This window comes from Pseudomonas wuhanensis (genome assembly GCF_030687395.1).
Lineage (GTDB): Bacteria > Pseudomonadota > Gammaproteobacteria > Pseudomonadales > Pseudomonadaceae > Aquipseudomonas > Aquipseudomonas wuhanensis.
This window is the reverse complement of record NZ_CP117430.1, coordinates 5,034,369-5,059,019: the sequence shown is the minus strand read 5'-3', so window position 1 is coordinate 5,059,019 and position 24,651 is coordinate 5,034,369. Positions and strand designations below refer to the sequence as shown.

Genomic DNA, 24,651 nt, shown 5'->3' with positions numbered 1-24,651 from the left:
TGACTGCGGGGGTAAGCGGACGTTCGACTGACTGGACGACCACGGGTAACAGGCATACCTTGGACAGTTAATTCAACGCTGTATAAGGACCCAGCCATGAGCCGTATTTATGCTGACAACGCCCATTCCATTGGCAATACGCCGCTGGTGCAGATCAACCGTATCGCCCCGCGCGGTGTCACCATCCTGGCCAAGATCGAAGGGCGCAACCCCGGTTATTCGGTCAAGTGCCGGATCGGCGCGAACATGATCTGGGAGGCCGAAAGCAGCGGTAAACTCAAGCCCGGCATGACCATCATCGAACCGACTTCGGGCAATACCGGCATCGGCCTGGCGTTCGTTGCCGCCGCCCGCGGTTATCGACTGGTATTGACCATGCCGGCGTCCATGAGCATCGAACGACGCAAGGTGCTCAAAGCCCTTGGTGCCGAACTGGTGTTGACGGAACCGGCCAAAGGCATGAAAGGCGCGATCGAGAAGGCCGCCGAAATCCTCGCCAGTGATCCATCCACCTACTTCATGCCGGCGCAGTTCGAAAACCCGGCCAACCCGGCCATCCACGAAAAAACCACCGGGCCGGAGATCTGGAACGACACCGACGGCGCGGTTGATGTGCTGGTAGCGGGCGTCGGAACGGGTGGAACCATTACCGGGGTTTCGCGGTATATCAAGAATACCCAGGGCAAGCCGATTATCTCGGTGGCGGTGGAGCCGCTGGTATCTCCTGTGATCACCCAGGCGATGGCCGGGGAAGAGATCAAGCCGAGCCCTCATAAAATCCAGGGCATCGGCGCTGGTTTTGTGCCGAAGAACCTGGATCTGTCGATGGTCGATCGGGTGGAGCTGGTCAGCGACGATGAGTCCAAGGCGATGGCCCTGCGGCTGATGCAGGAAGAAGGGATTTTGAGCGGTATCTCATGCGGCGCTGCCATGGCAGTGGCTGTGCGGCTGGCCGAAACCCCGGAAATGCAGGGCAAGACCATCGTGGTGATCCTGCCCGACTCTGGCGAACGCTACCTGTCGAGCATGCTGTTCAGTGATCTGTTTACCGAACAGGAGAATCAGCAATAACATTTACGATTGCTTTGCAGGCGAACGGGAGCAAGTCCCAGTGCCGGTAAGTCAAGAAATGTGAACGACGAAAATCCTGTGGGAGCGTGGCTTGCCCGCGAAGAATGCACCGCGGTTTGTCAGGTATTACGCGTCATCGTTCTTCGCGGGCAAGCCACGCTCCCACAGGAATTGGGGCAAGCCTCCTTATCATAGGGGTTGATTCGGGTCAGCCCCCATTCAGGAACCCTGTGTTAATAAGTGTTTATTGCGTAATCCTTAACACTGAATGTTGCGTTATGCGGGTTTTTCCCGAGGCCGGTAGTGTTTATCATGGCCGACTGCCACGTCGGGTAAATGGCGTTGTGCAAAGTTACCTACTATCAAGGAGTTGTAGATGAACTTTCCCTTTGTCGCGAAGGCGTCGGTGTTGTTGCTGTTCCTCGGCAGCACACTCTATGTGCACTTGCGTGGCAAGGCGCGTTTGCCGGTTCTGCGTCAGTTCGTCAATCACTCGGCCCTGTTTGCACCCTATAACGCCCTGATGTACCTGTTCTCCAGCGTGCCATCCAAGCCCTACCTGGACCGCAGCAAGTTCCCCGAACTGGATGTGCTCAGGGACAACTGGGAAGTTATCCGCGATGAAGCCATGCACTTGTTCGACGAGGGCTATATTCGCGCCGCCGAAAGGAACAACGACGCCGGTTTCGGTTCATTCTTCAAGAAGGGCTGGAAGCGTTTCTACCTCAAGTGGTATGACAAACCCCTGCCGTCGGCCGAAACCTTGTGCCCGAAAACCGTGGCGTTGGTCAGCAGTATTCCCAACATCAAAGGCGCCATGTTTGCGCTGCTACCCGGTGGCAGTCACCTCAACCCGCATCGCGACCCGTTCGCCGGTTCTTTGCGTTATCACTTGGGTCTGTCGACACCGAATTCCGATCATTGCCGCATCTTCGTCGATGGTCAGGTTTATGCCTGGCGTGATGGGGAAGACGTGATGTTCGATGAAACCTACGTGCACTGGGTCAAGAACGAAACCGAGCAAACCCGGGTCATCCTGTTTTGCGACATCGAGCGACCGATGAGCAACCGCCTCATGACCCGTATCAACCGCTGGATCAGCGGCTTGCTGGGGCGCGCCACTGCACCCCAGAACCTTGACGATGAACGCGTTGGCGGGATCAATCAGGCCTATGCCTGGAGCAAGAACTTCAGCGACAAATTCAGCGGTATGGTCAAACAGTGGAAGCGTCGTAACCCCAAGGCTTACCGCGTATTGCGACCGGTGCTGGCGGTGGTGGTGTTGACGTTGTTGGGGTATTGGCTGTTTGGTTGAGACCGGTTTCTGCACAAAAAGCCATCCCCAGTCAGTTAAGCCGTAATGCGATCTGTAGCAGCTGGCGAAGCCTGCGTTCGGCTGCGAAGCAGTCGTAAATCAGCCAATGCGGTTTTTCAGGTAAATCAAGGTGATCGGATTGACGACTGCTTCGCAGCCGAACGCAGCCTCGCGGGAGCTCGACAGCTGCTACTGGCCCTTTGTCCAAGTCATTGCAATACATGTCACACGCTGGTTATAGTCGGCCCTCGGTGGTTTCCTGAACCACCCTTTCACCCATCAAAAAAGATCAGCCCATGCCAGCTTCCCCCATCAATGCGGTAGTCGATTCAGCGGTCAACGCTGGCGTCGTGCCGTGCGGGAATCAGCAGCCTGCGCAGATCAGTCATTACCCCCCACCTGTCAGTAGCACGCCGGTGTGCGCAGTCGTATCACCGCCAGGCGTTGGCTTTTCGGGCTGATCAGCTTTTTTCTGCTGTTCCCGTGCCCATCTGAAAAGCGCCTGAAAAAACTACTGAATTTCAGCTTCGGCTGAGTTGGCTTTTTGCCTGACTACAGGTGGTATTCATGTTTGTCCTTTCGAAAAAATCCGCGCTCGCGGCGGCGTCCACGAGCCTGTTCGTTTTGCTGTGGAGCAGCGGGGCGATCTTCTCTAAATGGGGCCTGGCCCACGCGTCTCCCTTTGCCTTTTTGCTGGTTCGTTTCGCCATCGCCTTGTGCGGGCTGGTGCTGTTGATGCCGTTGCTCAAGCTGAAACTGCCCAAGGGCGGCAAGCCGATGTTGTATGCGATGGCCACGGGCGTGGTGTTGCTGGGGGCTTATCAGATTTTCTATCTGCTGGCCCTCAACCTGAATGTCACGCCGGGAATGATGGCAACCATCATGGGCGTTCAACCGATTCTCACCGTAGTGATCATGGAGCGGCACCGATCAATAAGCCGGATGTTCGGTCTGGCGCTAGGTTTGGCCGGTTTGATCATGGTGGTTTACCAAGGCATCGGTTTGGCCGGTATGTCGTTGGCCGGAATGCTCTTCGGTCTGTTGGCGCTGGCGAGCATGACCTTCGGCTCGATCATGCAGAAGCGTATTACCGACAATCCCCTCGGCACGCTGCCGGTGCAGTACCTCGCGGGGCTGTTGCTCTGCGGGATCTTCGTACCGTTCCAGCCCTTTCACGTTGAACACAGCACAGGGTTCATCGTGCCGGTGTTGTGGATGGGGTTGGTGGTATCAGTGCTGGCGACGCTGCTGCTGTATCGACTGATCGCCCGGGGCAATCTGGTGAATGTCACCAGTCTGTTCTATCTGGTGCCAGCGGTGACGGCGGTGATGGACTACCTGATTTTTGGCAACCGCCTGGCGGCATTGAGCATGCTCGGCATGCTGCTGATCATCATTGGTCTGGTGTTCGTCTTCCGTAAAACTGCTTGAGTCAAACAAGGCCCGAAGCATTGCTTCGGGCACCGTTCCCACATTGGATCTTCGTCGTGACACCGATCCATTGTGGGACCGAGCTTGCTCGCGATGGCATTGCCAACAGCACTACCGAGCAACCACTTCAACCGGTTTCACCACCGCCCGCTTCAAGACCAGCCACAACGCCACCGCAATCAATACTCCGCCATAAAGGTGCGCCATCGACAGCGGCTCATTCAGCAACAGCGCGCCCCACAACACCCCGAACGGCGGAATCATGAAGGTCACGGTCATCGATTTCACCGGGCCGATCGAGCTGAGCAGGCGGAAGTAAATAATGTAGGCAAACGCGGTGCAGCCCAAACCCAACCCCAGCAACGACAACCAGACGCTCCAGCCGCCCCAGCTCGCTGGTGGTTGGCTGATTACGCTGTAGCCGAACAGCGGCAGCAAAAGCAACGTTGCGCCAAGCATGCTGCCCAACGCCGAAAGGCGACTGTCGAGACCGCCGGCATGGTCGAGCCAGCGTCGGGCGAGGAACCCGGCAAAGCCATAGCAGGTGGTGGCCATCAGGCACGCGAGTGCGCCCATCAGCAGTTCCATGTCGAACGCCACCGGACCTGCGCGGGTGAGGATGCCGACGCCGAACAGTCCGAGAAACACCCCGCAGACCTTCGCGCCGGTGAGTTTTTCATGGAAGAACAGTCCTCCGATCAACACCCCCATCAAAGGCGTGGTGGCGTTGAAAATCGCTGAGTAACCGGCCGGCAACACCTGGGCGGCCACGGAATAGAGGGTTGCTGGAATCCCGGAGTTGATAAGCCCGAGCAGCATCACCGTCTTGAGTTTGCCTTTGAAATCCCAGCTGATGCGCATCAGCCCGACGATCACCAGCAGCCCGACAGCGGCAATCGATACACGGAAAAAAGCAGTGGGGATTGTGCCAATCACTGGGGCAATAATGCGCATGAACAGAAAGCTCGCCCCCCAGATGGCGGCAAGTGACAACATACGCAGGATATCGACGGGGTTCACAGCACTTTCCTTCCTTGATTGGCGCGCAAGTGTCGCGCCAGTCAGGGCACAAGGCAATGGTTGCGTTGCGTCACGCAGGGCCACTAAGCTCAGGCTCCAACGACAAGAACAGCCGCCGAGGTTTTACCTATGCCGCAGCAATGGCCAGCCGCCGACATCGCCCGAATGATCCTCGATGGCTTTGACGATTACCGCGAGCATTTCCGTCAGATCACCGACGGCGCTCGAGCCCGCTTCGAGCAGGCCCAGTGGCAGACGACACAAGTCGCGTCGGCGGCGCGGATCAACCTCTACGAAGAGAAAGTCGGCGAAACGGTTGGGCGCCTGCATCAGTCGTTCGCCGCCGATGTGCTGATGGACGTCAGCAGCTGGCCGTTGGTCAAAAGCGCCTATATCAGCCTGATCGACCTGCGCTTCGACGATGAACTGTCCGAGACCTGGTACAACTCGATTTTCTGCGGGCTGTTCAGCCACGACCTGATCAGCGACGGCTGCATGTTCATCCACACCACGCGGCCAAGCCTGCGCCGCGCCCGGGCGGCGCAAACCCGCACCTACAAGCCCCATGGCCAGTTGTCCGGCATGCTTGCGAGCATTTTTTCCGACTATCGCTTCAGCGAGGATTACGCCGATTTGTCCGGCGACCTGCGCCGCCTCGAAGCACAATTGCGCGAGAACCTGCCGGATTGGGTCTGCAAGGACCCGGAACTGAGTGTCGAGCTGTTTTCCTCGGTGCTTTACCGCAATAAGGGCGCCTATCTGGTGGGGCGCATTTACACCCAGGACGATCAATGGCCACTGGTGATTCCGCTGCTGCACCGCGAAGGCCGGGGCATCCAGATCGATGCGCTGATCACCGACGAGGCGGAGGTGTCGATCATTTTCTCCTTCACCCGTTCGTACTTCATGGTCGATGTGCCGGTGCCGGCGGAATTTATCGGCTTTCTCAAACGCATCCTGCCGGGCAAGCACATCGCCGAGCTGTACACCTCGATTGGCTTCTACAAGCATGGCAAGTCCGAGTTCTACCGGGCGCTGATCAATCACCTGGCCAACACCGACGACCAGTTCATCATGGCCCCCGGCGTGCGCGGCATGGTCATGAGCGTGTTTACCCTGCCGGGCTTCAACACCGTGTTCAAGATCATCAAGGACCGCTTCTCGCCGTCGAAAAACGTCGACCGCGCCACGGTGATCGAAAAGTATCGCCTGGTGAAAAGCGTCGACCGGGTCGGGCGCATGGCCGATACCCAGGAGTTCGCCGACTTCCGTTTTCCGTTGAGCAAGTTCGAGCCGGCATGCCTGGAAGAATTGCTTGAGGTGGCCGCGTCCACGGTATCGCTGGAAGGTGACACGGTGTTGATTCGCCACTGCTGGACCGAACGCCGGATGACGCCGTTGAACCTCTATCTGGAACACGCCAACGAGGCGCAGGTTCGCGAGGCGCTGGAGGATTACGGTCTGGCGATCAAGCAACTGGCGGCAGCGAACATTTTCCCCGGCGACATGTTGCTGAAGAATTTTGGCGTCACCCGTCACGGTCGGGTGGTGTTTTATGACTACGATGAGATTTGCTTCCTGACCGAAGCCAACTTCCGCCACATCCCGCAACCGCGCACCCCGGAAGACGAAATGGCCTCCGAACCGTGGTACTCGATCGGGCCACTGGATGTATTTCCCGAGGAATTTCCACCGTTTCTGTTTGCCGATTCGGGGCAGCGAAAGTTGTTCGATCAGTTGCACGGTGAGTTGTACAACGCTGATTACTGGAAGGGGCTGCAGGAGGCGATTCGGGCGGGGAAGGTGATTGATGTGTTTCCGTATCGGCGCAAGGGCCTCGATAACGAATAGCCTCAAGAGATCGTTCCCACGCTCTGCGTGAGAATGCCTCAATGGACGCTCTGCGTCCGCTCTTGGGACGCGGAGCGTCCCGGGCTGCATTCCCACGCAGAGCGTGGGAACGATCACATGGGGGCGCAAATCTGCGACAATCCGCCCCCTGCGCCACTAGACGACTTTTGCGTACCTGATGACTGACGAATCGCCTTCCATCGACAAACTGCTGAAAAACCTCGATCACGCCATGCTCGCCGACCGCCACCGGCTGCGGCGGCAGTTGCTTGAGCTGCGCAAAAAACCTGACGAGGCCAAACTGGCTCAGTGGGTGACGCGCACGCAGGCGTCCTGCGATCAGGTGTTGGCGCGGCGCGCCAGCCTGCCGGTGATTCGTTACGACGACAGCCTGCCAATCGCCGCCAAGCGCGACGAAATCAAAGCGGCGCTGCTAAAACATCAGGTGCTGATCATTGCCGGCGAAACCGGGTCGGGCAAAACCACCCAGTTGCCGAAGATCTGCCTGGAAATCGGCCGCGGCCAACACGGCCTGATCGGTCACACCCAGCCCCGTCGAATCGCCGCACGCAGCGTGGCGAGCCGGGTCGCTGAAGAATTGGCGACGCCGTTGGGCGCGCTGGTCGGCTATCAGGTGCGGTTCGAGGATCAGAGCGATTCCAACACCCTGATCAAACTGATGACCGACGGCATTCTGCTGGCGGAAACCCAGAACGACCGCTACCTCGAACGCTACGACACGATCATCGTCGACGAAGCCCACGAGCGCAGCCTGAACATCGACTTCCTGCTCGGTTACCTAAAAACCCTGCTGCCGCGTCGTCCGGACCTGAAAGTCATCATCACCTCGGCGACCATCGACCTGGAGCGTTTTTCCAAGCACTTCGACGATGCGCCAATCGTCGAAGTCTCCGGCCGCACCTTCCCGGTAGAAACCTGGTATCGCCCGCTGACCCTGGAGCAGGATGAGGAGGGCAACCGTGTCGAGGATGACCTGACCGTGGATCAGGCGATTCTCGCCACCCTCGACGAAATTGCCGCGTTCGAACGCAGCGAGCGCAAGAGCCCCGGCGACGTCCTGGTGTTCCTGCCCGGCGAGCGCGAGATTCGTGACGCCGCCGACATGCTGCGCAAGGCCCAGCTCAAACACACCGAGATTCTGCCGTTGTACGCGCGGCTGTCGCCGGCCGAACAGCAGCGGATTTTCCAGTCGCACCCAGGCCGTCGAGTCGTACTGGCAACCAACGTCGCGGAAACCTCGCTGACGGTGCCGGGCATTCGTTACGTGATCGACAGCGGCACCGCGCGCATCAGCCGTTACAGCTACCGCGCCAAGGTTCAGCGCCTGCCCATCGAAGCGATTTCCCAGGCCAGTGCCAACCAGCGTAAAGGCCGTTGCGGGCGGGTCGAACCGGGCATTTGCATCCGCCTCTACAGCGAAGAAGATTTCATCGGCCGCCCGGAATTCACCGACCCGGAAATCCTGCGGACCAACCTCGCGGCGGTGATTTTGCAGATGCTTCATCTGCGCCTCGGCGAGATCACCGATTTCCCGTTTATCGAGCCGCCGGATGGCAAAGCCATCAGCGACGGTTTCAACCTGCTGCAAGAACTCTCGGCGGTGGACCGCAACAGTCAGCTGACCCCACTCGGTCGGCAATTGGCGCGGCTGCCGGTGGACCCGCGCATGGGCCGCATGCTGCTGGAAGCGGCGAAACTGGGCAGCTTGCAGGAAGTACTGATCGTCGCCAGTGCCATGTCGATTCAGGACCCGCGCGAGCGTCCGCCGGAGCGTCAGCAAGCCGCCGATCAGGCCCACGCCCAGTGGAAAGACGTGGACTCGGACTTCGCCGGGCTGGTCAATCTGTGGCGAGGTTTTGAAGAACAACGCCAAGCCCTGACGGCCAGTCCGCTGCGCAACTGGTGCCGCAAGAATTTCCTCAATTACCTGCGCCTGCGCGAGTGGCGCGATTCCCATCGCCAGTTGAGCCTGATCTGCCGCGACATGCAGCTGAGCCTCAACAAAGAGCCGGCGGATTACCCTAAGCTGCACAAAGCCGTGCTCTCGGGTTTGCTCAGCCAGATCGGCCAGAAAACCGAAGACGGCGATTACCTCGGCGCCCGTCAGCGACGCTTCTGGATTCACCCGTCGTCGGGCCTGGGCAAGAAGCGTCCGCAATGGCTGATGACCGCCGAACTGGTGGAAACCACCAAGCTTTACGCGCGGATGGTCGCCAAGATCGACGCTGACTGGATCGAGCCGCTGGCCGGGCACCTGATCAAGAAAAACCACTTCGAACCCCATTGGGAGAAGAAGCGCGGTCAGGTTGTGGCTTTCGAACAGATCACCCTGTTCGGGCTGATCGTGGTCGGACGCCGGCCGGTGCATTACGGGCCGGTCGACCCGGTGGTGTCCCGCGAGTTGTTTATCCGCGAAGCTTTGGTGCGTGGTGAGATTCAATCCAAAGCCAAGTGCTTGTCTGCTAATTCACAGTTGTTGGAACAGCTCGACGAACTGGAAGCCAAGGCGCGCCGCCGCGACATCCTCGCTGACGAAGAAACCCTGTTCGCCTTCTACGATGCGCGACTGCCGGCAGAGATTCACCAGACCGCGACCTTCGACAGTTGGTACCGGGTCAACAGCCAGAAAGATCCGCAGCTGCTGATCATGCGCGAAGAAGACGTGCTGGCCCGCGAAGCCAGCGAAGTCACCGCCGCGCATTACCCGGACACCCTGCACATCGGCGATCTGGAACTGGCGCTGAGTTATCACTTCGAACCCAACCATCCACGCGATGGCGTGACCTTGCGTGTGCCGGCACCGCTGTTGCCGATGCTGCCGCCGGAACGTCTGGAATGGCTGGTGCCAGGCGTAATCGAGGCCAAGTGCATTGCGTTGGTGCGCAACCTGCCCAAGGCCCTGCGCAAGAATTTCGTGCCGGTGCCGGACTTCATCAAAGCCGCCTTGCAGCGCATCACGTTTGCCGAGGGCTCATTGCCTCTGGCCCTGGGGCGCGAGTTGCTGCGCATGACCGGGGCACGGGTCAGCGATGAAGCCTGGGCCGAAGCCTCGCAGCAGGTCGAAAGTCATTTGCGGATGAACCTGGAAATCGTAGACGGCCAGGGCAAGTTCCTCGGCGAAGGCCGTGACTTGGCCGAGCTGACCGCACGCTTTGCCGAGGCCAGTCAGGCTGCGTTGGCAGTGCCGCAAACGGCGAAGAGCCAACAGCCGGTGGAGCCGAAAGTCTTTGCCGCCGTGGCGGAAAAAACCCAGCAAAAAATCGCCGGGCTATCGATGACGGTGTATCCGGCGCTGGTGGAAGAAAGCGGCACCGTCAAGGAAGGTCGATTCTCGACCCCGGCCGAAGCCGAGTTCCAGCATCGCCGGGCCTTGCAGCGTTTGCTGATGCAGCAGTTGGCGGAACCGGCGAAGTTCCTGCGCGGCAAGTTGCCGGGGCTGACCGAGTTGGGCCTGATGTACCGCGAACTGGGGCGCATCGACAGTCTGGTGGAAGACATTCTGCTGGCCAGTCTCGACAGCTGCATTCTCGACGGCGAAGACCCATTGCCACGCGATGGCGCCGGGCTGGCGTCGCTGGCCGAACGCAAACGCGGCGGCTGGACCGAGCACGCTGAACGGTTGGCCAAGCTGACCCTGGAGATTCTCAAGCTGTGGCACGGCCTGCAGAAACGCTTCAAGGGCAAGATCGACCTGGCGCAAGCCGTGGCCTTGAACGACATCAAGCAGCAGCTCAGCCATCTGGTGTATCCGGGGTTCGTGCGTGAAACGCCGATGCCGTGGCTCAAGGAACTGCCGCGTTACCTCAAGGCCGTCGAGCAGCGTTTCGAGAAAATCGGCGCTCAGGTGCAAAGGGACCGGGTCTGGAGCGGCGAATTGTCCGGCCTCTGGACGCAATACCAGACCCGCGCCAACAAACATGCCCAGGAGGGCAAGCGCGATCCGCAGCTGGAGCTCTATCGCTGGTGGCTGGAGGAATACCGGGTCTCGCTGTTCGCGCAGCAATTGGGGACCAAGGTGCCGATCTCCGACAAGCGCCTGAACAAGCAATGGACACAAGTCGAGCCCTAAACCCTGTGGGAGCGGGCTTGCCCGCGATGGCGGCCTGCGATTCGATATAAATGTTGGATGTGATGGCCTCATCGCGGGCAAGCCCGCTCCCACAGGTACGCTGTTGCGCTTGCAAAAGGCGCCAAAAGCCAGCGTTTATGGCAAACTTCGCGCCTATAAACGCCAGCCCCGCGGTTTTGAGCCTTCACGGGCCGGGCGGATCGGAATAAAGCGATGCCAGGTTTGCGTCCGGACCTGGAATAGACCCTTTGTGTGTTGGTACGTCGGTGCCAGCGCTTTCTGCCTGAACGGATTAGAGAAACGACCATGCATAACGTCGTCATCAGCGGCACCGGCCTGTACACCCCGGCCAACAGCATTTCCAATGAAGAGCTGGTGCAGTCTTTCAACGCTTACGTCGCGCTGTTCAACGCCGACAACGCCGAAGCCATCGCGCGCGGCGAAATCCAGGCATTGACCGAATCCAGCGCCGCGTTTATCGAAAAAGCGTCCGGCATCAAAAGCCGCTTTGTCATGGACAAGGACGGCATCCTCGACCCGCAGCGCATGGCGCCACGCCTGCCAGAACGTTCCAACGACGAGTGGTCGGTGCTTTGCCAGATGGCCATCGGCGCGGCCGAACAAGCCTTGCAGCGTGCTGGCAAGACCGCCGCTGACATCGACGGTGTGATCGTCGCCTGCTCCAACCTGCAACGCGCCTACCCGGCCATCGCCATCGAAGTTCAGGAAGCGCTGGGCATCCAGGGTTTCGGTTTCGACATGAACGTGGCGTGCTCCTCGGCGACCTTCGGCATCCAGGCTGCGGCCAACAGCGTGCAACTGGGCCAGGCCCGCGCGATCCTGATGGTCAACCCGGAAGTCTGCACCGGCCACCTGAATTTCCGTGACCGCGACAGTCACTTCATCTTCGGCGACGCCGCCACGGCGGTGATCATCGAACGTGCGGATCTCGCGACGTCCAAGTACCAGTTCGACGTGGTCAGCACCAAACTGCTGACCAAGTTCTCCAACAACATCCGCAACAACTTCGGCTTCCTCAACCGCGCCGCGGAAGAGGGCATCGGTGCCCCCGACAAACTGTTCGTCCAGGAAGGCCGCAAGGTGTTCCGCGATGTCTGCCCGATGGTCGCCGAGCTGATCGCCACGCACCTGGAAGAAAACCAGCTCAACGTCAGCGACGTGAAGCGCTTCTGGCTGCACCAGGCCAACCTCAGCATGAACCACCTGATCGTCAAGAAGCTGTTGGGCCGCGAAGCCACCGAAGAAGAAGCCCCGGTGATTCTCGACACCTATGCCAACACCAGTTCTGCCGGTTCGGTGATTTCGTTTCACAAAAATCAGGACGATCTGGTCAGCGGTTCGCTGGCCGTACTCAGCTCGTTCGGCGCTGGCTATTCGATCGGTAGCGTGATTCTGCGCAAGCGCTGAAGCTGTCGCGAGGTGGCATTGTCCCAATGCCATTCTCAGTTAAGGCGCGGAACCTGTGGGAGCGGCGGTGCGACGATTCGACTTGCTCGCGAAGGCGATGTATCAGGCAACATTCATGTCGACTGACACTCCCTCTTCGCGAGCAAGCCCGCTCCCACAATGTTGTCCGACGCCACAATACCGATGGTTCTGAAACGAGGTTTGCATGGCCGCAGCTGACGACACCCTATTGCTCGAACGCCTGCTGGCGGGCGAGCAGAGGGCTTTCAAGGAACTGGTCAGCACTTACCAGAGCGCGATGCGCGCGGTGGCCTATGCCATCGTCGGTAACCGACACGTCGACGAAGTGGTGCAGGATGCCTGGCTGTCGGTGGTGCGCAATCTCGGCGGGTTCGAGGGGCGGTCGAGCCTCAAGACCTGGCTGCTGACCATCACCGCCAACTCGGCCAAGAGCCGCTACAAACAAAACCGTCGGGAAGTGCTGCTCGATGACCTGCCATCGCCTCACGGCACGCTCGATGACGATCGTTTTTCATCGAGTGATGGTCATTGGCTGGTGGCGCCGTACGCCTGGCATCAGGACACGCCAGAGGCCCTGTTGACCGAAAGCGAGCTGCGCGAATGCCTGGAGCACACGTTGCTCAGCCTGTCGGAACTGCAAAGCAGTGTATTGCTGTTACGCGAGCGACAGGGGTTGGAGCTGGAGGAGATCTGTAATCTTCTGGAGATCTCGCTCTCCAATGTTCGTGTGCTGCTGCATCGGGCACGGTTGAAGGTCTTTGCGACCGTGGAGCATTTTGAGGAAACCGGCGAATGTTGACCTGCAAGGAACAAGTGGCGCGCTCCAGTGATTATCTGGATGGGCAGTTGAGTTTTCGTGAGCGATTGATGGTGCGGCATCATTTGATGTTCTGCCCCAATTGCCGGCGGTTCATTCGGCAGATGCGCTTGATGCAGGCCACCCTGAAGGTGATGCCCGAGCCGCCTGTAGCTGATCTGGATGCGCTGGCTGAACGGCTTGCCAACGAGCATCTGAAGAAAAAATCGTAGTTTCCCGCCCGTATTACACCCCTTCAGCCGCTCTAGCTTGCGGCTTGCAGCTCATCTCCTGTGGCTGCTCTTCTGTTATTTCGATTCGAAGTAAAAAAGTTCCCCTGTCATAAAATCTTTATCTATCAGCAACCCGGCTGAAATACCCCGCCCCCAAGATTCCCTCCCAACACAAGCGGGCCAGACCCGCGTGTTTCCAAGCTACAGACCACCAATTAGGGGAACTCTTCGATGATCCGTAAGCACTTCGCCGGTTTTGCCGCCAGCGCATTGGCCATGGCAGTAACCGCCCAGGCTTTCGCTGGCACCGTCACCACTGACGGCGCCGATATCGTAGTCAAAACCAAGGGCGGCCTTGAAGTCGCCACCACCGATAAAGAATTCAGCTTCAAACTCGGCGGTCGCTTGCAGGCTGACTACAGCCAGTTCGATGGCGTCTACACCAGAAACGGCGATACCGCCGACGCGGCCTACATCCGTCGTGGCTTCCTGGAGCTGTCGGGTGTGCTGTACACGGATTGGGCTTACACCATCAACTACGATTTCTCCCACAACAGCGGTGACTCCGACAACGGTTACTTCGACGAAGCGTCGTTGGCCTACAACGGCTTCAAACCGGTCTCGATCAAAGTCGGTCGTTTCGACCCGGACTTCGGCCTGGAAAAAGCTACCAGCTCCAAGTGGGTCACTGCGCCAGAACGCAACATGGCGTACGACATGGTCGATTGGGCGAACAGCCACCAGAATGGTCTGGGCCTGCAAGCCTCCAGCACCTTCGCTGATTCGTTCTACGCTTCTGCCGGCGTGTTCAGCAAAGACACCGACGATACCGATGGCAACAGTGTTAAACAGGTCAACGGTCGCTTTGTATTCGCCCCGATGCATGACGCCGGCAACGTGCTGCACTTCGGTGTGAACGTGGCTTCCCGTGACGTCTCCGACACCGCCTTCGATTCGCGTTATCGCACCCGCATGGGCATGCGTGGCGTCGAAACCCTCGGCGGCAACGATGCCGGCACCAACGGCAACCGTCCGGTGCTGGGCGGCAGTTCCACTTCGCCTGCCGGCTCCTATGACCGTGACGACGCTTACGGCCTGGAAGCTGCATTCGCCATGGGCCCTGCCTCGATCCAGGGTGAATACATCGCCCGCAAGACCAAGGCCGATGACAGCAGCCGTGAAGACATCAAGGGTCACGGTTTCTACGTCCAGGGTGCCTACACCCTCACCGGCGAAGCCCGTGGCTATAAAGTCGGCAAGTTCGATGCGATCAAGCCAGCCAACAAGTCGATCGGTGCCTGGGAGCTGTTCTATCGGTACGACAGCCTGACCGTCGAAGACGACAACATCACCACCGCCAGCCTGACCCGCGATGTCGGCGATGCCGAAGCCCAAGTGCACACCCTGGGTGTCAACTGGTACGCCAACGAAGCGGTGAAAATCACTGGCGCCTACCTCAAGGCCAAGACTGACAACGTGACCAATGCCACTGCTGCCAGCGGTACTACCCCGGCACGTCGTACAGGTGATGACAGCGGTGACGGTTTCGTGGTCCGCGCTCAATACGTGTTCTAAACCGCAGTAAATCCTGTACGAGCTCTTTCTTCATCCGTTAAAGCTCCGCTCGTTTAACCCCGCTTCGGCGGGGTTTTTTTTGTTTCGGATTAGGCAATCAGATAGGCGATACTCGTCCCATCTGTAGAAAATGATGGTCGGGGATACTGATGCCGCTGCAACGTCTGGAACGTCTGTCCGAAATCGCGCCGCACACCTGGGACGCGCTGGTGCCGGCAACTCAGCCGTTTCTGCGCCATGCCTTTTTGAGTGCGCTGGAAGACAGCGCCAGCCTCGGCCCGCATTCCGGCTGGCAGCCCGAGCATCTGCTGCATGTTGAAGGCGATCGCCTGATCGCCGCGCTGCCCAGTTACCGCAAATGGCATTCCTACGGCGAGTACGTGTTCGACCATGCCTGGGCCGAAGCCTGTGAGCGTGCCGGCATCGACTACTACCCCAAGCTGTTGACGGCGGTGCCGTTCAGCCCGGTCAGCGGGCCACGATTGCTGGCGGCGACGATCGAGGATGGTTTCGAACTCCTGCAGAGCCTGCCGGGCTATCTGGAGATCGAAGAGCTTTCCAGTGCTCACATCAACTTCACCGATCCGTTCACCGACGCCGCGCTGGCCCAGCAGCCAGGCTGGTTGCAGCGCATTGGCTGTCAGTACCACTGGCAGAACCGCGGCTATCGGGATTTTCAGGACTTCCTCGACGCCCTCAGTTCGCGCAAGCGCAAGCAAATGCGCAAAGAGCGTGAGCAAGTGGCCGGGCAGGGTATCGATTTCGAATGGCTGGAAGGACGACAACTGGACCAGGCGCAGTGGGACTTTGTGTATGCCTGCTACGCCAATACCTACGCGGTGCGTCGGCAAGCGCCGTATCTGACGCGGGAATTTTTCAGTCTGCTGGCCGAGCGTATGCCGGAGTCGATTCGTGTGGTGCTGGCCAAACAAGGCTCACGACCGGTGGCCATGGCCTTCAGTCTGGTCGGGGGCGACAGCTTCTATGGCCGTTACTGGGGCTGCCTCGCGGAGTTCGATCGCCTGCATTTCGAGACCTGTTTCTATCAAGGCATGGACTACGCGATCGCCAACGGCTTTCAACGTTTCGACGCTGGCGCTCAGGGCGAGCACAAGTTGATTCGCGGGTTCGAACCGGTGATCACCCATTCCTGGCATTACCTGCGCCACCCGGGCTTGAAGTCGGCGGTGAAAGACTTCCTTGAGCGTGAGCGGGTCGGGGTCATGGGGTATGTAGAAGAGGCGAAGACTGCCTTGCCCTACCGACAAGGCTGATCTTCGTGACGGTTATCGAAAATCTAATGTGGGAGCAACTGTCTTGATGTCTTTTATTTTGAAGTTTGATCAAAGGGCAGCCGAACTTCCACAGTCTCAAACCATGTGATTTCCCAAATGAGCAAGCAGTCTGTTTAGGCTGCCTGCTCTCTCCACTCAGTTTGGTCACGGATCATCGCGTTCAGCCTTATCAACAACACCCGCATGCAGGCGATCAGCGCCACTTTCGCGCATTTACCTCTCAGGCGAAGCGCGTCATATCGGGCTTTGAACTCGGGTTGTCGCAAAATCACAGCCCAACTGGCCATGTACATCGCACGTCGCACGGCAAATCGGCCACCGCTTATATGACGAGGCCCTTCGTGGTTGCCGCTGTCGTCGTTGTAAGGGGCGATCCCTGCCAGTGCTGCGATCTCGTGCCGTCCAACCTCTCCCAGCTCAGGCAGGTAGGCCATGATGCTGGCTGCGGTCACGAGCCCTAGTCCCTTAACCGAGCGCAAGCGGGCAATTTTTTCACTGTCCAGGTCTTTGGCGCTTTGGCAGATCAGCTGTTCTATCGACTTTATTGCCTGATCTAAATAGTCGATATGGCTTTGCAACAAGGGTTTTATCGAGTCGACAGAAGCCGTTTTGATACGCCGCCTGTCGTCACTTTGCTGCTGAACAAAGTTTTCGCGTTGCTGTACCAGCGCACGCAAATTGTCCTGTTCGGCGCTGGTGATACGGCTATCGGCGTCCTTTATAATCGTTGCAAATTCGGCGAGAAGCCGCGCATCTATCGCGTCTGTTTTAGCGCGATAACCCATTGCCTTGGCAAAATCTTTCGCCCGACGAGGATTGATTCGTAAGACGTCAAAGCCGCCCCTTTGAAGCACCTTCATGGGCCCCCGCTCGTAGCCACCGGTGGCTTCCAGTAACACGCGGGTGACTTCGAAGCCTTTTAACCAATCAATCAGCACCGGGAAACCACTGGCGCTGTTCGGAAAACTCGCACCAATGCCTTGCGAATTAATCCAGACTTCCAGACTGTCTTTGGAAACATCAATGCCTGCGCAGGAAAACATGGCTAAACCCTCTTACACTCATAAATGAGAGCGCTCTGGTTGGGCTCCACGCTTGTAATGTTCGAGGTCGGCTCGTTCAACTGTTCGGGCTCAATAACCAGAGTGGAGAGGTGAATGGCAGCATGGGCTCCCACACGTGCTGCTAGCACTCCGGGCGTTCAGCTTGCCACTCACCGCTCTCATCTTCAGTCTAAGTCCTGCGCAAGACACAAGCGGGTGATCAGTAGAGACTGTCCCGCACTCTCGCCGGTGCTTCCCGGTCATACGTCTCGGCATCGAACTGCCCATCGTTCAGGCGCTTGTGAAACGCCCCGGCGGTCGGCAGGGCAGAGCGTTCGAGGTGTTTGTGCGGGTTCCACAAATCCGAACGCACTATCGCTTTCGAGCAGTGAAAATACGCCGCTTGCACCGTCACCAGCATCACCGTGCGCGCCGGTTTGCCGTTAACGGCAAAACTCTCCAGCAATGCGGGTTCGGCGCTGATCTGCGCCGTGCCATTAACCCGCAACGTCTCGCCAATCCCTGGAATGATGAACAACAGCGATACCCGTGAGTCGAGCACGACATTGCGCAGCGTGTCGATGCGGTTGTTGCCCGGTCGATCCGGGATCGCCAGCGTGCGCTCATCGATGATCCGCACGAAACCCGGCGTATCGCCACGCGGTGAGCCGTCCATGCCGTCGGGGCCGACCGAGCTGATAATCACCAGGGGCGAGGCGCGGACCATCGCCTGATAGTCCTCGTTCAGAAACGGGATCTGCTTGCGCACCGCGCGGTCATGGGGCAGGCCGTAGATCGCTTCCAGCGCTTCGATTGAATTCAACATCGTTCATCCCTCTACGAATCAGAAAACCAGCCCCATCCGTCGTTCGTAACCGATCCGGCCTTTGTACGCTTCGCCGCTGTCGACAAAGCCATATTTGGCATACAGCGCGATGGCCGACTCATTGTCTGCATCCACCGACAACTCGAGCCCTTTGATTTCCGGCCAGGCCTGGCGCGCAACCTCGGGCAGGGCTTGCAGGCAGGCCTTGCCATAGCCTTTGCCCTGGGCGCGGCGATCGACCTGCAGGGCGTGCAGGGTGGCGCTGTGTTCGTCGGCCCAGGCCGGCAGTACCGGCGGGCGCTTGAGTAGCAGGAAGGCCACCGGAGCATCCTCCACCAGTAGCGCAAAGCCTTTGACGCCAGGGCCAGGCTTGGACAGCAAAGTGTGCAACGCACCATGAATGTCGCCAGAGAACCTGATTTGTTCGGCGTTGATTTCGATGGCCTCGACCTGTTGGCGCTGCAGGGCGTTCAGGCTTTCGTAAGGCACGAGTCGGGCAGTCACTGGAGTGTCCTTTTTCCAACGGAATTGAGCCTCGGATTCTAGCGAATTTGCTCCCATGGATTATTTTTATTTCGGTGGTCGATTTGGCTGTTCGCCAGACGACTAAGGGTGTCTTCAACAAAAAAACCACGGAGAACCATCATGAATGCTCAGACACAAATCCATAACCTGATCGAGAACTACCGCCAGGCGGTCATCGCCAAGGATGTGGAAAAGGTCATGGCCCTGTACGCCGATGACATTGTCTCCTTCGATGCCGTCAAAGCCCTGCAATTCAAGGGCAAGGCGGCCTACCGTGCGCATTGGCAGGAATGCATGGAGATGTGCCCGGGCCCGCACATTTTCGAGTTCCACGAGATCGACATCGTGCCGTCGCAGGAGATCGCTTTCGCTCACTGGCTGGCGCATTGCGGCGGCACCAATGAAAAAGGTGAAACCCAGGCCTGCTGGATGCGCGTCACCGCGTGCTATCGGCAGGAAGCGGGGCTCTGGCAGATCGTCCACGAACACTGGTCGGCGCCGTTCGACATGACGAGCGGCGCGGCGCTGTTCGACCTGAAACCCTGATGGTCGGGCTGTTTATCGGAAAGCAGCGCCATAGCATCAATCTGCAGCCATAGTTGATCAGTTCGATCAGGGCAAAGCTCCAAGAGATGGAGAGCCTTAAAGAATGGAGAGTCCCCATGAAGTATCTATGCCTGGTCTACAGCAACGAGCACGAGTTGCACTCGCTGCCCGAAAGCCCCAAAGACGCCGAGTGCATGGCCTACGCCGAGTCGATCCAGGGCAGCGGCAGGATGATCGCCGCCGAAGCGCTGGAGTCGGTACAGACCGCAACCACCGTGCGCATGCGCAACGGAAAAATGTCGGTTACCGATGGCCCGTTCGCTGAAACCAAGGAGCAGTTGGCCGGCTTCTACCTGATCGATGCCAAGGACCTCAATGAAGCCATCCAGGTCGCCGGCAACATCCCGGCGGCCCGGGTCGGCTGTGTCGAGGTGCGGCCCGTTCGCCAGTTGAATCCCTGAATAACAATCACAACAGGAGTTCTTGCATGAGTCCGCAATCCGTCCAGCGAAAACCGGCCAAATTCGAGCTGTCCATCAGTCGCCTGATCGATGCGCCGCGCCGCAAAATCTTCCGCGCCTGGACTGAACCCGCGCTGCTCGCCCAATGGTGGGGGCCTCACGGCATGACCACGCCCGAGTGCGAAATGGACCTATGGGTGGGCGGTCAGTTTCGCACCCTGATGCGGGCGCCGGATGGCTCCGAGTACCCGACCATGGGCGTGTTTCTGGAGATCGTCGCCCCGGAGCGTCTGGTGTTCACCGACGCTTTTCTTCCCGGCTGGATTCCCACCGGCAAGCCGTTCATGACCGCCGAAGTGACGCTCGAAGAGCGGGACGGTAAAACCCTCTATACCGCTCGCGCCATGCACTGGAACGAAGAAGATCGTCAGGCGCACGAGGCCATGGGGTTTCATGACGGTTGGGGGCAAAGCCTTGATCGGCTGGAGACGCTGGTGACTGAAGGCATGCCGGACTGATGCCTGGCGAGTCGGTACGGGCGCGAGTCGAGCAGGTCTACCGCGAAGACTCGCGGCGGATTCTGGCGACCCTGATCCGTCTGCTCGGCGATTTCGACCTCGCCGAAGAAGCGCTGCACGAGGCGTTCTTCGTCGCGGTCGAACGCTGGCAGCGTGATGGTGTGCCGGACAATCCGCGCACCTGGCTGGTGTCCACCGGCCGCTTCAAGGCCATCGATGTGTTGCGCCGGCGCGCGCGTTTTAACGCGTCCCGGCCGATGTTGCTCGCTCAACTGCAAGAGCTGGAGCAGGCTGACTGGAGTGATGAAGATGTGGAAGACGATCGCTTGCGGCTGATTTTCACCTGTTGTCACCCGGCACTGGCGGCGGACGCGCAAGTGCCGCTGACCCTGCGTGAAGTCTGCGACCTGACCACAGAAGAAATCGCCCGGGCCTTTCTCTCGGCACCGGCCACCATCGCCCAGCGCATCGTGCGGGCCAAAGCCAAGATTCGTGACGCGAAAATCCCTTACCAAGTGCCCACCCTGACGGAACTGCCTGAACGTCTCGACAGCGTGCTGCGGGTGATTTACCTGGTGTTCAACGAAGGCTACTCGGCATCTATCGGCAACGAATTGACCCGCGAAGACCTGACGCGTGAAGCGATTCGTCTCGGTCGGTTGTTGATGCAATTGCTACCCGAACCCGAGGTGATGGGGCTGCTGGCGCTGATGCTGTTGCATGAGTCCCGGCGCCCGGCCAGGACTTCACCGAGCGGTGAACTGATTGTGCTGGATGAACAGGATCGCTCGCTGTGGGACGCCGAGCTGATTGCCGAAGGCTGTGCACTGGTGGAGCAGGCGCTGACGACGCGGCGTTTCGGGCCTTATTGCCTGCAAGCGGCGATTGCTGCGGTGCACGCCGAAGCGCCGACGGCGGCGGAGACGGACTGGCCGCAGATTGTCGGTTTGTATGATGTGCTGCTGCGGGCCGTGCCGTCGCCGGTGATCGAACTCAACCGCGCGGCGGCGCTGGCCAAGCGCGATGGCCCGTTGGCCGGGTTGACGTTGATTGACGGGATTCTGGCGCGGGGCGAGTTGCTGGATTACCACCTCGCGCACTCGGCGCGGGCGGAGTTTTACCGGCAGTTGGGAAGGGTGGAAGAGGCGCGGGCGGCGTACGAGCGGGCGCTGGAATTGACGCAGCAGGTGCCGGAGCGGCGGTTTATCGAGGGGCGGCTCCAAGCGTTGGAGTGATCATGGATGTGCGGTGCGGCAGCGGGCCCCATCGCGGGCAAGCCCGCTCCCACAGTGGATTGATGATATGCGCAAAATCTGCGTCCGACACAGAACCCTGTGGGAGCGAGGCTAGCCCGCGATAAGGGCCGCAGGACCTTCACTCCAGCATCTTGCTCAATAACCAACTCCCCGCCGGCCCAGGCGGGTGCAGGCGCGACCACAGCGCATCGACGCACACCGGTTTCGGCCAGCCGCGCACATTCAACTCCACCAATGAGCCCGCCCCGAACCGCCCCACAAGCCAGCGGGGCAACGGCGCCCAGCCGAACCCGCCCTGGGCCATTTCCAGCAGCATCAAATAGCTCGGCGCCGACCAGACGCGCCCCTTCGCCCGGCTTTCATACGGATTGACGATCGTCGCCAGACGCAGTTCGCGGTGCTGTTGCAGCACGTCTTGATCGATTCCCTTCAGCTTCGCCAACGGGTGAGCATGGGACACGAACAGGGCGATTTCCGTGCGCTCGTCCACCGTCGAATTGACCAGGTCGGGTGGGTAGCTGTCTTGCATCTCGGCGAAGGCGACGTGCGCTCGACCGCGTTGCACCAGCGCCACCAGGTCATCGCATTCGGCGATCAAGCATTCAAGCTCCAGGTCTGGATAACGCTGCTCGAAAGCACTGAGCGCCGCTTCGAAGCGGTCGGACTGGTAGGTATCGGAAATCGCCACGGTCAGCTTCGGCTCGACGCCTTGGGACAGTTGGCTGGCGGTCATTTCCAGACGGCTGGTGGCGGCCAGAATCTCCTCGGCCCGTTGCAGCATGACGTGCCCGGCCGGGGTCAGGCTCGGCTTGCGACTGCTGCGGTCGAACAGGGCAAGGTTCAGGTCGATTTCCAGGCTGGCCACTGCGGCGCTGATGGTCGACTGACTGCGACCGAGCTTGCGCGCCGCGGCGGAAAACGAGCCTTGAGTCGCCGCCTGGACAAACGCCAGCAGCACTTCGTGGGATGCCATGAACTATCGCCTTGATCGATGGTTATTGGTTATGAAGTATCGGTGCGATGACAGATCATGGCAACCATAGTCACTCAGGGAGTCTGGTCATGAACGCCAACAAATCCATCACTGAACGAATTTTCCAGGCCATCGGTTTCGAACTGCTGGCGATATTGATCTGTACCCCGCTACTGGCCTGGGTCATGGAAAAACCCATGCTGGAAATGGGCGCGGTAACCATGGCCATTGCAGCCCTTGCCCTCGCCTGGAACGTGGTCTTCAACGGCGTGTTCGACCGGTTGCTCAAGCGCTTTGCTATTGTGCATAACGCGTGGGTCCGCGTGGTGCATGCGCTGTTGTTCGAAGGAGGTCTGGTGGCGTTTGGCGTGCCGTTGATTGCCTGGTGGCTGAAGGTCAGCCTGTGGCAGGCGTTCCTGCTGGACATCGGCGTGCTGCTGTTTTTCCTGCCCTACACCTACGTCTACCACTGGGGTTACGACGTGGTGCGTGAGCGGCTGTTGGTGCGCAGGGCTTGCGAAGCGTAAAACCCGCCTTTGCAGGAGCGAGGCTTGCCCGCGAAGAACGATAACGCGGTCATTCGGGTAGACCGCGGTGCCTTCTTCGCGGGCAAGCCTCGCTCCTACAAAGGGGGGATGGGTTAGACGTGGAAGTAGCCTACACACGAATCAAACGGCAGGCGTTTGAGTTCGATTTTGTTCAGGTCGAGCACTTCGCGCAGGGCTTTGGTTTCACCAGGGAAGTTGCGATAAGCCACTTCGTCCAGTACTACGATCGCGCCTTTTGGCATGTACGGCAGGAAAGTTTCCAAAGCGACTTTGGTCGATTCGTACAGATCGGTGTCGAGGATCAGCATCGCCACCACCAAGTCTGGACGGGTCTGGACCCACTCCGGCACGGTCTTGACGATGTCGCCTTTGACCAGCTCACAGCGCGGGATACGGTTGACCGGGCGCAGCAAGTCGTTGGCGTCGATCATGTCCTGGATCAGCGACTGGTCGGTGTCGGAGAACATGGTCTCGTTCACGTCTGCCGGGTCTTCTTTTTTGTCGATGCTCTGGAAGCCTTCGAAGGTGTCGAAGCCGATAATCGAACGGTTGATCGCGTAGGGTTCCAGGATCATCGACAGGTGCATGTAGAGCATCAACGAGTTGCCCTTGTACACGCCGCACTCAATGATCGCGCCCGGGATTTCGGCGACTTTCTTGAACAGCTCCATGCGCGACAGAGCAGCGGTCACGCCGATACGGTTGGCGAAGACGAACGGTGCGTCGGCCACGTACTCGGCATCGACCCGTTTCAGGACGTTGGCACGGGTTTCGTTGTACTGGGCCTCGGCAGGCGTGATGCGACGCTTGGTCATTGGTCGATTCCTTGGAAATTCGAAAAGTCGTGGGCGTGAAAATAGTCTTTGAAGCCGGCGCCGACGTCAGGGCAGGCGCTGTCGACGTTGATCGCGCCGCGCTTGTGCTTGAGGTCGTCGAGGTGCATCAGGCGGAAGTCCACGCTGAAGCGGGTTTGTTCGGTGTGATTGGCGACCGTGCCATGCAGATGCGAGCCGGAGAAGATCAGCATCTCGCCGGTATTGCCGGCGATGCGCACTTCAGACGCGGTATTGATCGCCTCCAGCGGCACCGGGTGCACGCGGACTTCCTCTTTGAGGTTGTCCTTGGCCTTGTGCCGCTGGTTGTTGATCCAGTCGTTGAGGCTCCATTCGCTGGAGGTGTTCTTCACGGGCACGTCGAAGTAACCGGCGTTGATCATCATGGTCTGGTCGGGGCGAATGGTATGCACCGGCATCCAGGTGTTGATCTGGCAATCGACGCTGCCGTACCACGTGTCGCGATGAGGCTTGTAAGCGTAGCTGACACCGGCGTGCAGGTAGTCATAGTTCGGCACCACGCGAATACGCGGCACGTCGAAAATGTACTCACGCGGGTCGACACCGATCTCGTCGATAAACGACAGGATCAGGTCCTTGGCGCGTTGGCTGTTGGTGAACTGGCCTTTGAGGCGCGTCACCAGTACCACGAATTCTTCCACCGGCATCAGCGTGTGCAGCGCCTGGTGATTGGTCTCGCCGTCGAAGGCGGCGGTGATGCTTTCCTGGGCGAACGCACACAGCTCTTTGGCGGCGCGCAGCTGAGTGTTCAGGAAGATGTCGCCGGCGTAGATGGCTTCTTTAAAGTCAGCTTTGTGCTGAAGCTGATTGATATACAGATTCACGATTCCACTCCTGAATGCATCGAGTCTCTTATGAGTCGGCCACACGTTAGCAAACTGAAGTGCAATCCGGCGGGTGGTGGATCAATGAAGGCGCAATCCTCTGAATTTGCGACGAAATGCTTTCGCCGGGCAAAAAAATCCCTGTAGGCGC

At 59.3% G+C, this 24,651-nt stretch carries 22 protein-coding genes; 15 read left to right on the top strand and 7 right to left on the bottom strand.

Features of this window, described 5'->3' with window-relative positions:
- The first annotated feature begins 96 nt into the window (after window positions 1-96).
- The 3 genes from cysK to PSH88_RS23335 all read left to right on the top strand — a co-directional run bounded on the left by cysK (window position 97) and on the right by PSH88_RS23335 (window position 3,817).
- Window positions 97-1,071 carry a cysteine synthase A gene (gene cysK / locus PSH88_RS23345; protein WP_305422918.1) on the top strand — a complete coding sequence of 325 codons (975 nt, stop codon included), beginning with the start codon at window positions 97-99 and terminating at the stop codon, window positions 1,069-1,071.
- 376 nt (window positions 1,072-1,447) lie between these two features.
- A complete protein-coding gene (locus tag PSH88_RS23340) occupies window positions 1,448-2,386 on the top strand; it encodes an aspartyl/asparaginyl beta-hydroxylase domain-containing protein (protein ID WP_305422917.1) in 939 nt (312 codons plus the stop codon).
- A 567-nt stretch (window positions 2,387-2,953) separates the two neighbouring features.
- The gene (locus PSH88_RS23335) at window positions 2,954-3,817 is read left to right on the top strand and encodes a DMT family transporter (RefSeq protein WP_305422916.1); all 864 of its coding nucleotides are present in this window, start codon (window positions 2,954-2,956) and stop codon (window positions 3,815-3,817) included.
- Window positions 3,818-3,928: 111 nt separating this feature from the next.
- Here the strand turns inward: PSH88_RS23335 and PSH88_RS23330 are convergent, their stop codons facing one another.
- Complete coding sequence (locus PSH88_RS23330; RefSeq protein WP_305422915.1) at window positions 3,929-4,837, bottom strand: DMT family transporter; 909 nt, start codon at window positions 4,835-4,837, stop codon at window positions 3,929-3,931.
- Window positions 4,838-4,966: 129 nt separating this feature from the next.
- Here PSH88_RS23330 and aceK point away from each other — a divergent pair, with 129 nt between their 5' ends.
- The 7 genes from aceK to PSH88_RS23295 all read left to right on the top strand — a co-directional run bounded on the left by aceK (window position 4,967) and on the right by PSH88_RS23295 (window position 16,105).
- Window positions 4,967-6,688, top strand: a complete 1,722-nt coding sequence (gene aceK, locus PSH88_RS23325; protein ID WP_305422913.1) for a bifunctional isocitrate dehydrogenase kinase/phosphatase — start codon at window positions 4,967-4,969, stop codon at window positions 6,686-6,688.
- 178 nt (window positions 6,689-6,866) lie between these two features.
- Complete coding sequence (hrpA, locus tag PSH88_RS23320; protein ID WP_305422911.1) at window positions 6,867-10,778, top strand: ATP-dependent RNA helicase HrpA; 3,912 nt, start codon at window positions 6,867-6,869, stop codon at window positions 10,776-10,778.
- A gap of 306 nt (window positions 10,779-11,084) precedes the next feature.
- Window positions 11,085-12,206: a beta-ketoacyl-ACP synthase III gene (locus PSH88_RS23315; protein WP_008009866.1), complete on the top strand. Its 1,122-nt coding sequence runs from the start codon at window positions 11,085-11,087 to the stop codon at window positions 12,204-12,206.
- 205 nt (window positions 12,207-12,411) lie between these two features.
- Window positions 12,412-13,026, top strand: a complete 615-nt coding sequence (locus tag PSH88_RS23310) for an RNA polymerase sigma factor (RefSeq protein ID WP_305422908.1) — start codon at window positions 12,412-12,414, stop codon at window positions 13,024-13,026.
- Complete coding sequence (locus PSH88_RS23305) at window positions 13,020-13,256, top strand: anti-sigma factor family protein (RefSeq protein ID WP_305483393.1); 237 nt, start codon at window positions 13,020-13,022, stop codon at window positions 13,254-13,256. The genes PSH88_RS23310 and PSH88_RS23305 overlap by 7 nt, the downstream gene beginning before the upstream one ends.
- A 231-nt stretch (window positions 13,257-13,487) precedes the next feature.
- On the top strand, window positions 13,488-14,831 hold the full coding sequence (locus PSH88_RS23300) for an OprO/OprP family phosphate-selective porin (protein WP_305422907.1): 1,344 nt from the start codon (window positions 13,488-13,490) through the stop codon (window positions 14,829-14,831).
- Between the two features lie 149 nt (window positions 14,832-14,980).
- Window positions 14,981-16,105 (top strand): GNAT family N-acetyltransferase, encoded by a 1,125-nt coding sequence (locus PSH88_RS23295; protein ID WP_305422905.1) that lies wholly within the window; start codon window positions 14,981-14,983, stop codon window positions 16,103-16,105.
- A 134-nt stretch (window positions 16,106-16,239) separates the two neighbouring features.
- Here PSH88_RS23295 and PSH88_RS23290 read toward each other — a convergent pair whose 3' ends face one another.
- From PSH88_RS23290 to PSH88_RS23280, 3 genes are all read right to left on the bottom strand, one after another.
- Window positions 16,240-17,169: a transposase gene (locus PSH88_RS23290; RefSeq protein ID WP_305421584.1), complete on the bottom strand. Its 930-nt coding sequence runs from the start codon at window positions 17,167-17,169 to the stop codon at window positions 16,240-16,242.
- Window positions 17,170-17,389: 220 nt separating this feature from the next.
- Window positions 17,390-17,995 (bottom strand): pyridoxamine 5'-phosphate oxidase family protein, encoded by a 606-nt coding sequence (locus PSH88_RS23285; protein WP_305422904.1) that lies wholly within the window; start codon window positions 17,993-17,995, stop codon window positions 17,390-17,392.
- Window positions 17,996-18,013: 18 nt separating this feature from the next.
- On the bottom strand, window positions 18,014-18,499 hold the full coding sequence (locus PSH88_RS23280) for a GNAT family N-acetyltransferase (RefSeq protein WP_305422902.1): 486 nt from the start codon (window positions 18,497-18,499) through the stop codon (window positions 18,014-18,016).
- Between the two features lie 141 nt (window positions 18,500-18,640).
- Here PSH88_RS23280 and PSH88_RS23275 point away from each other — a divergent pair, with 141 nt between their 5' ends.
- The 4 genes from PSH88_RS23275 to PSH88_RS23260 all read left to right on the top strand — a co-directional run bounded on the left by PSH88_RS23275 (window position 18,641) and on the right by PSH88_RS23260 (window position 21,280).
- Window positions 18,641-19,066 (top strand): YybH family protein, encoded by a 426-nt coding sequence (locus tag PSH88_RS23275; RefSeq protein ID WP_305422900.1) that lies wholly within the window; start codon window positions 18,641-18,643, stop codon window positions 19,064-19,066.
- Window positions 19,067-19,182: 116 nt separating this feature from the next.
- Window positions 19,183-19,527 carry a YciI family protein gene (locus tag PSH88_RS23270; protein WP_305422899.1) on the top strand — a complete coding sequence of 115 codons (345 nt, stop codon included), beginning with the start codon at window positions 19,183-19,185 and terminating at the stop codon, window positions 19,525-19,527.
- A 26-nt stretch (window positions 19,528-19,553) separates the two neighbouring features.
- Entirely contained in the window at window positions 19,554-20,045 is a 492-nt protein-coding gene (locus PSH88_RS23265) for an SRPBCC family protein (protein ID WP_305422898.1), read from the top strand.
- Window positions 20,045-21,280, top strand: coding sequence for an RNA polymerase sigma factor (locus tag PSH88_RS23260; RefSeq protein ID WP_305422896.1), 1,236 nt, complete (start codon window positions 20,045-20,047; stop codon window positions 21,278-21,280). The genes PSH88_RS23265 and PSH88_RS23260 overlap by 1 nt, the downstream gene beginning before the upstream one ends.
- A 139-nt stretch (window positions 21,281-21,419) precedes the next feature.
- Here the strand turns inward: PSH88_RS23260 and PSH88_RS23255 are convergent, their stop codons facing one another.
- Window positions 21,420-22,274, bottom strand: coding sequence for a LysR family transcriptional regulator (locus PSH88_RS23255; RefSeq protein ID WP_305422895.1), 855 nt, complete (start codon window positions 22,272-22,274; stop codon window positions 21,420-21,422).
- 89 nt (window positions 22,275-22,363) lie between these two features.
- Here PSH88_RS23255 and PSH88_RS23250 point away from each other — a divergent pair, with 89 nt between their 5' ends.
- Window positions 22,364-22,801, top strand: coding sequence for a multidrug/biocide efflux PACE transporter (locus PSH88_RS23250; protein WP_305422894.1), 438 nt, complete (start codon window positions 22,364-22,366; stop codon window positions 22,799-22,801).
- 113 nt (window positions 22,802-22,914) lie between these two features.
- Here the strand turns inward: PSH88_RS23250 and PSH88_RS23245 are convergent, their stop codons facing one another.
- Together PSH88_RS23245 and PSH88_RS23240 are read right to left on the bottom strand one after the other, a co-directional pair.
- Window positions 22,915-23,637, bottom strand: coding sequence for a TylF/MycF/NovP-related O-methyltransferase (locus PSH88_RS23245; RefSeq protein WP_007898747.1), 723 nt, complete (start codon window positions 23,635-23,637; stop codon window positions 22,915-22,917).
- Window positions 23,634-24,500 carry a 2OG-Fe(II) oxygenase family protein gene (locus PSH88_RS23240; RefSeq protein WP_007898748.1) on the bottom strand — a complete coding sequence of 289 codons (867 nt, stop codon included), beginning with the start codon at window positions 24,498-24,500 and terminating at the stop codon, window positions 23,634-23,636. Before PSH88_RS23240 ends, PSH88_RS23245 begins: the two co-directional genes overlap by 4 nt.
- Window positions 24,501-24,651 lie beyond the last annotated feature (151 nt).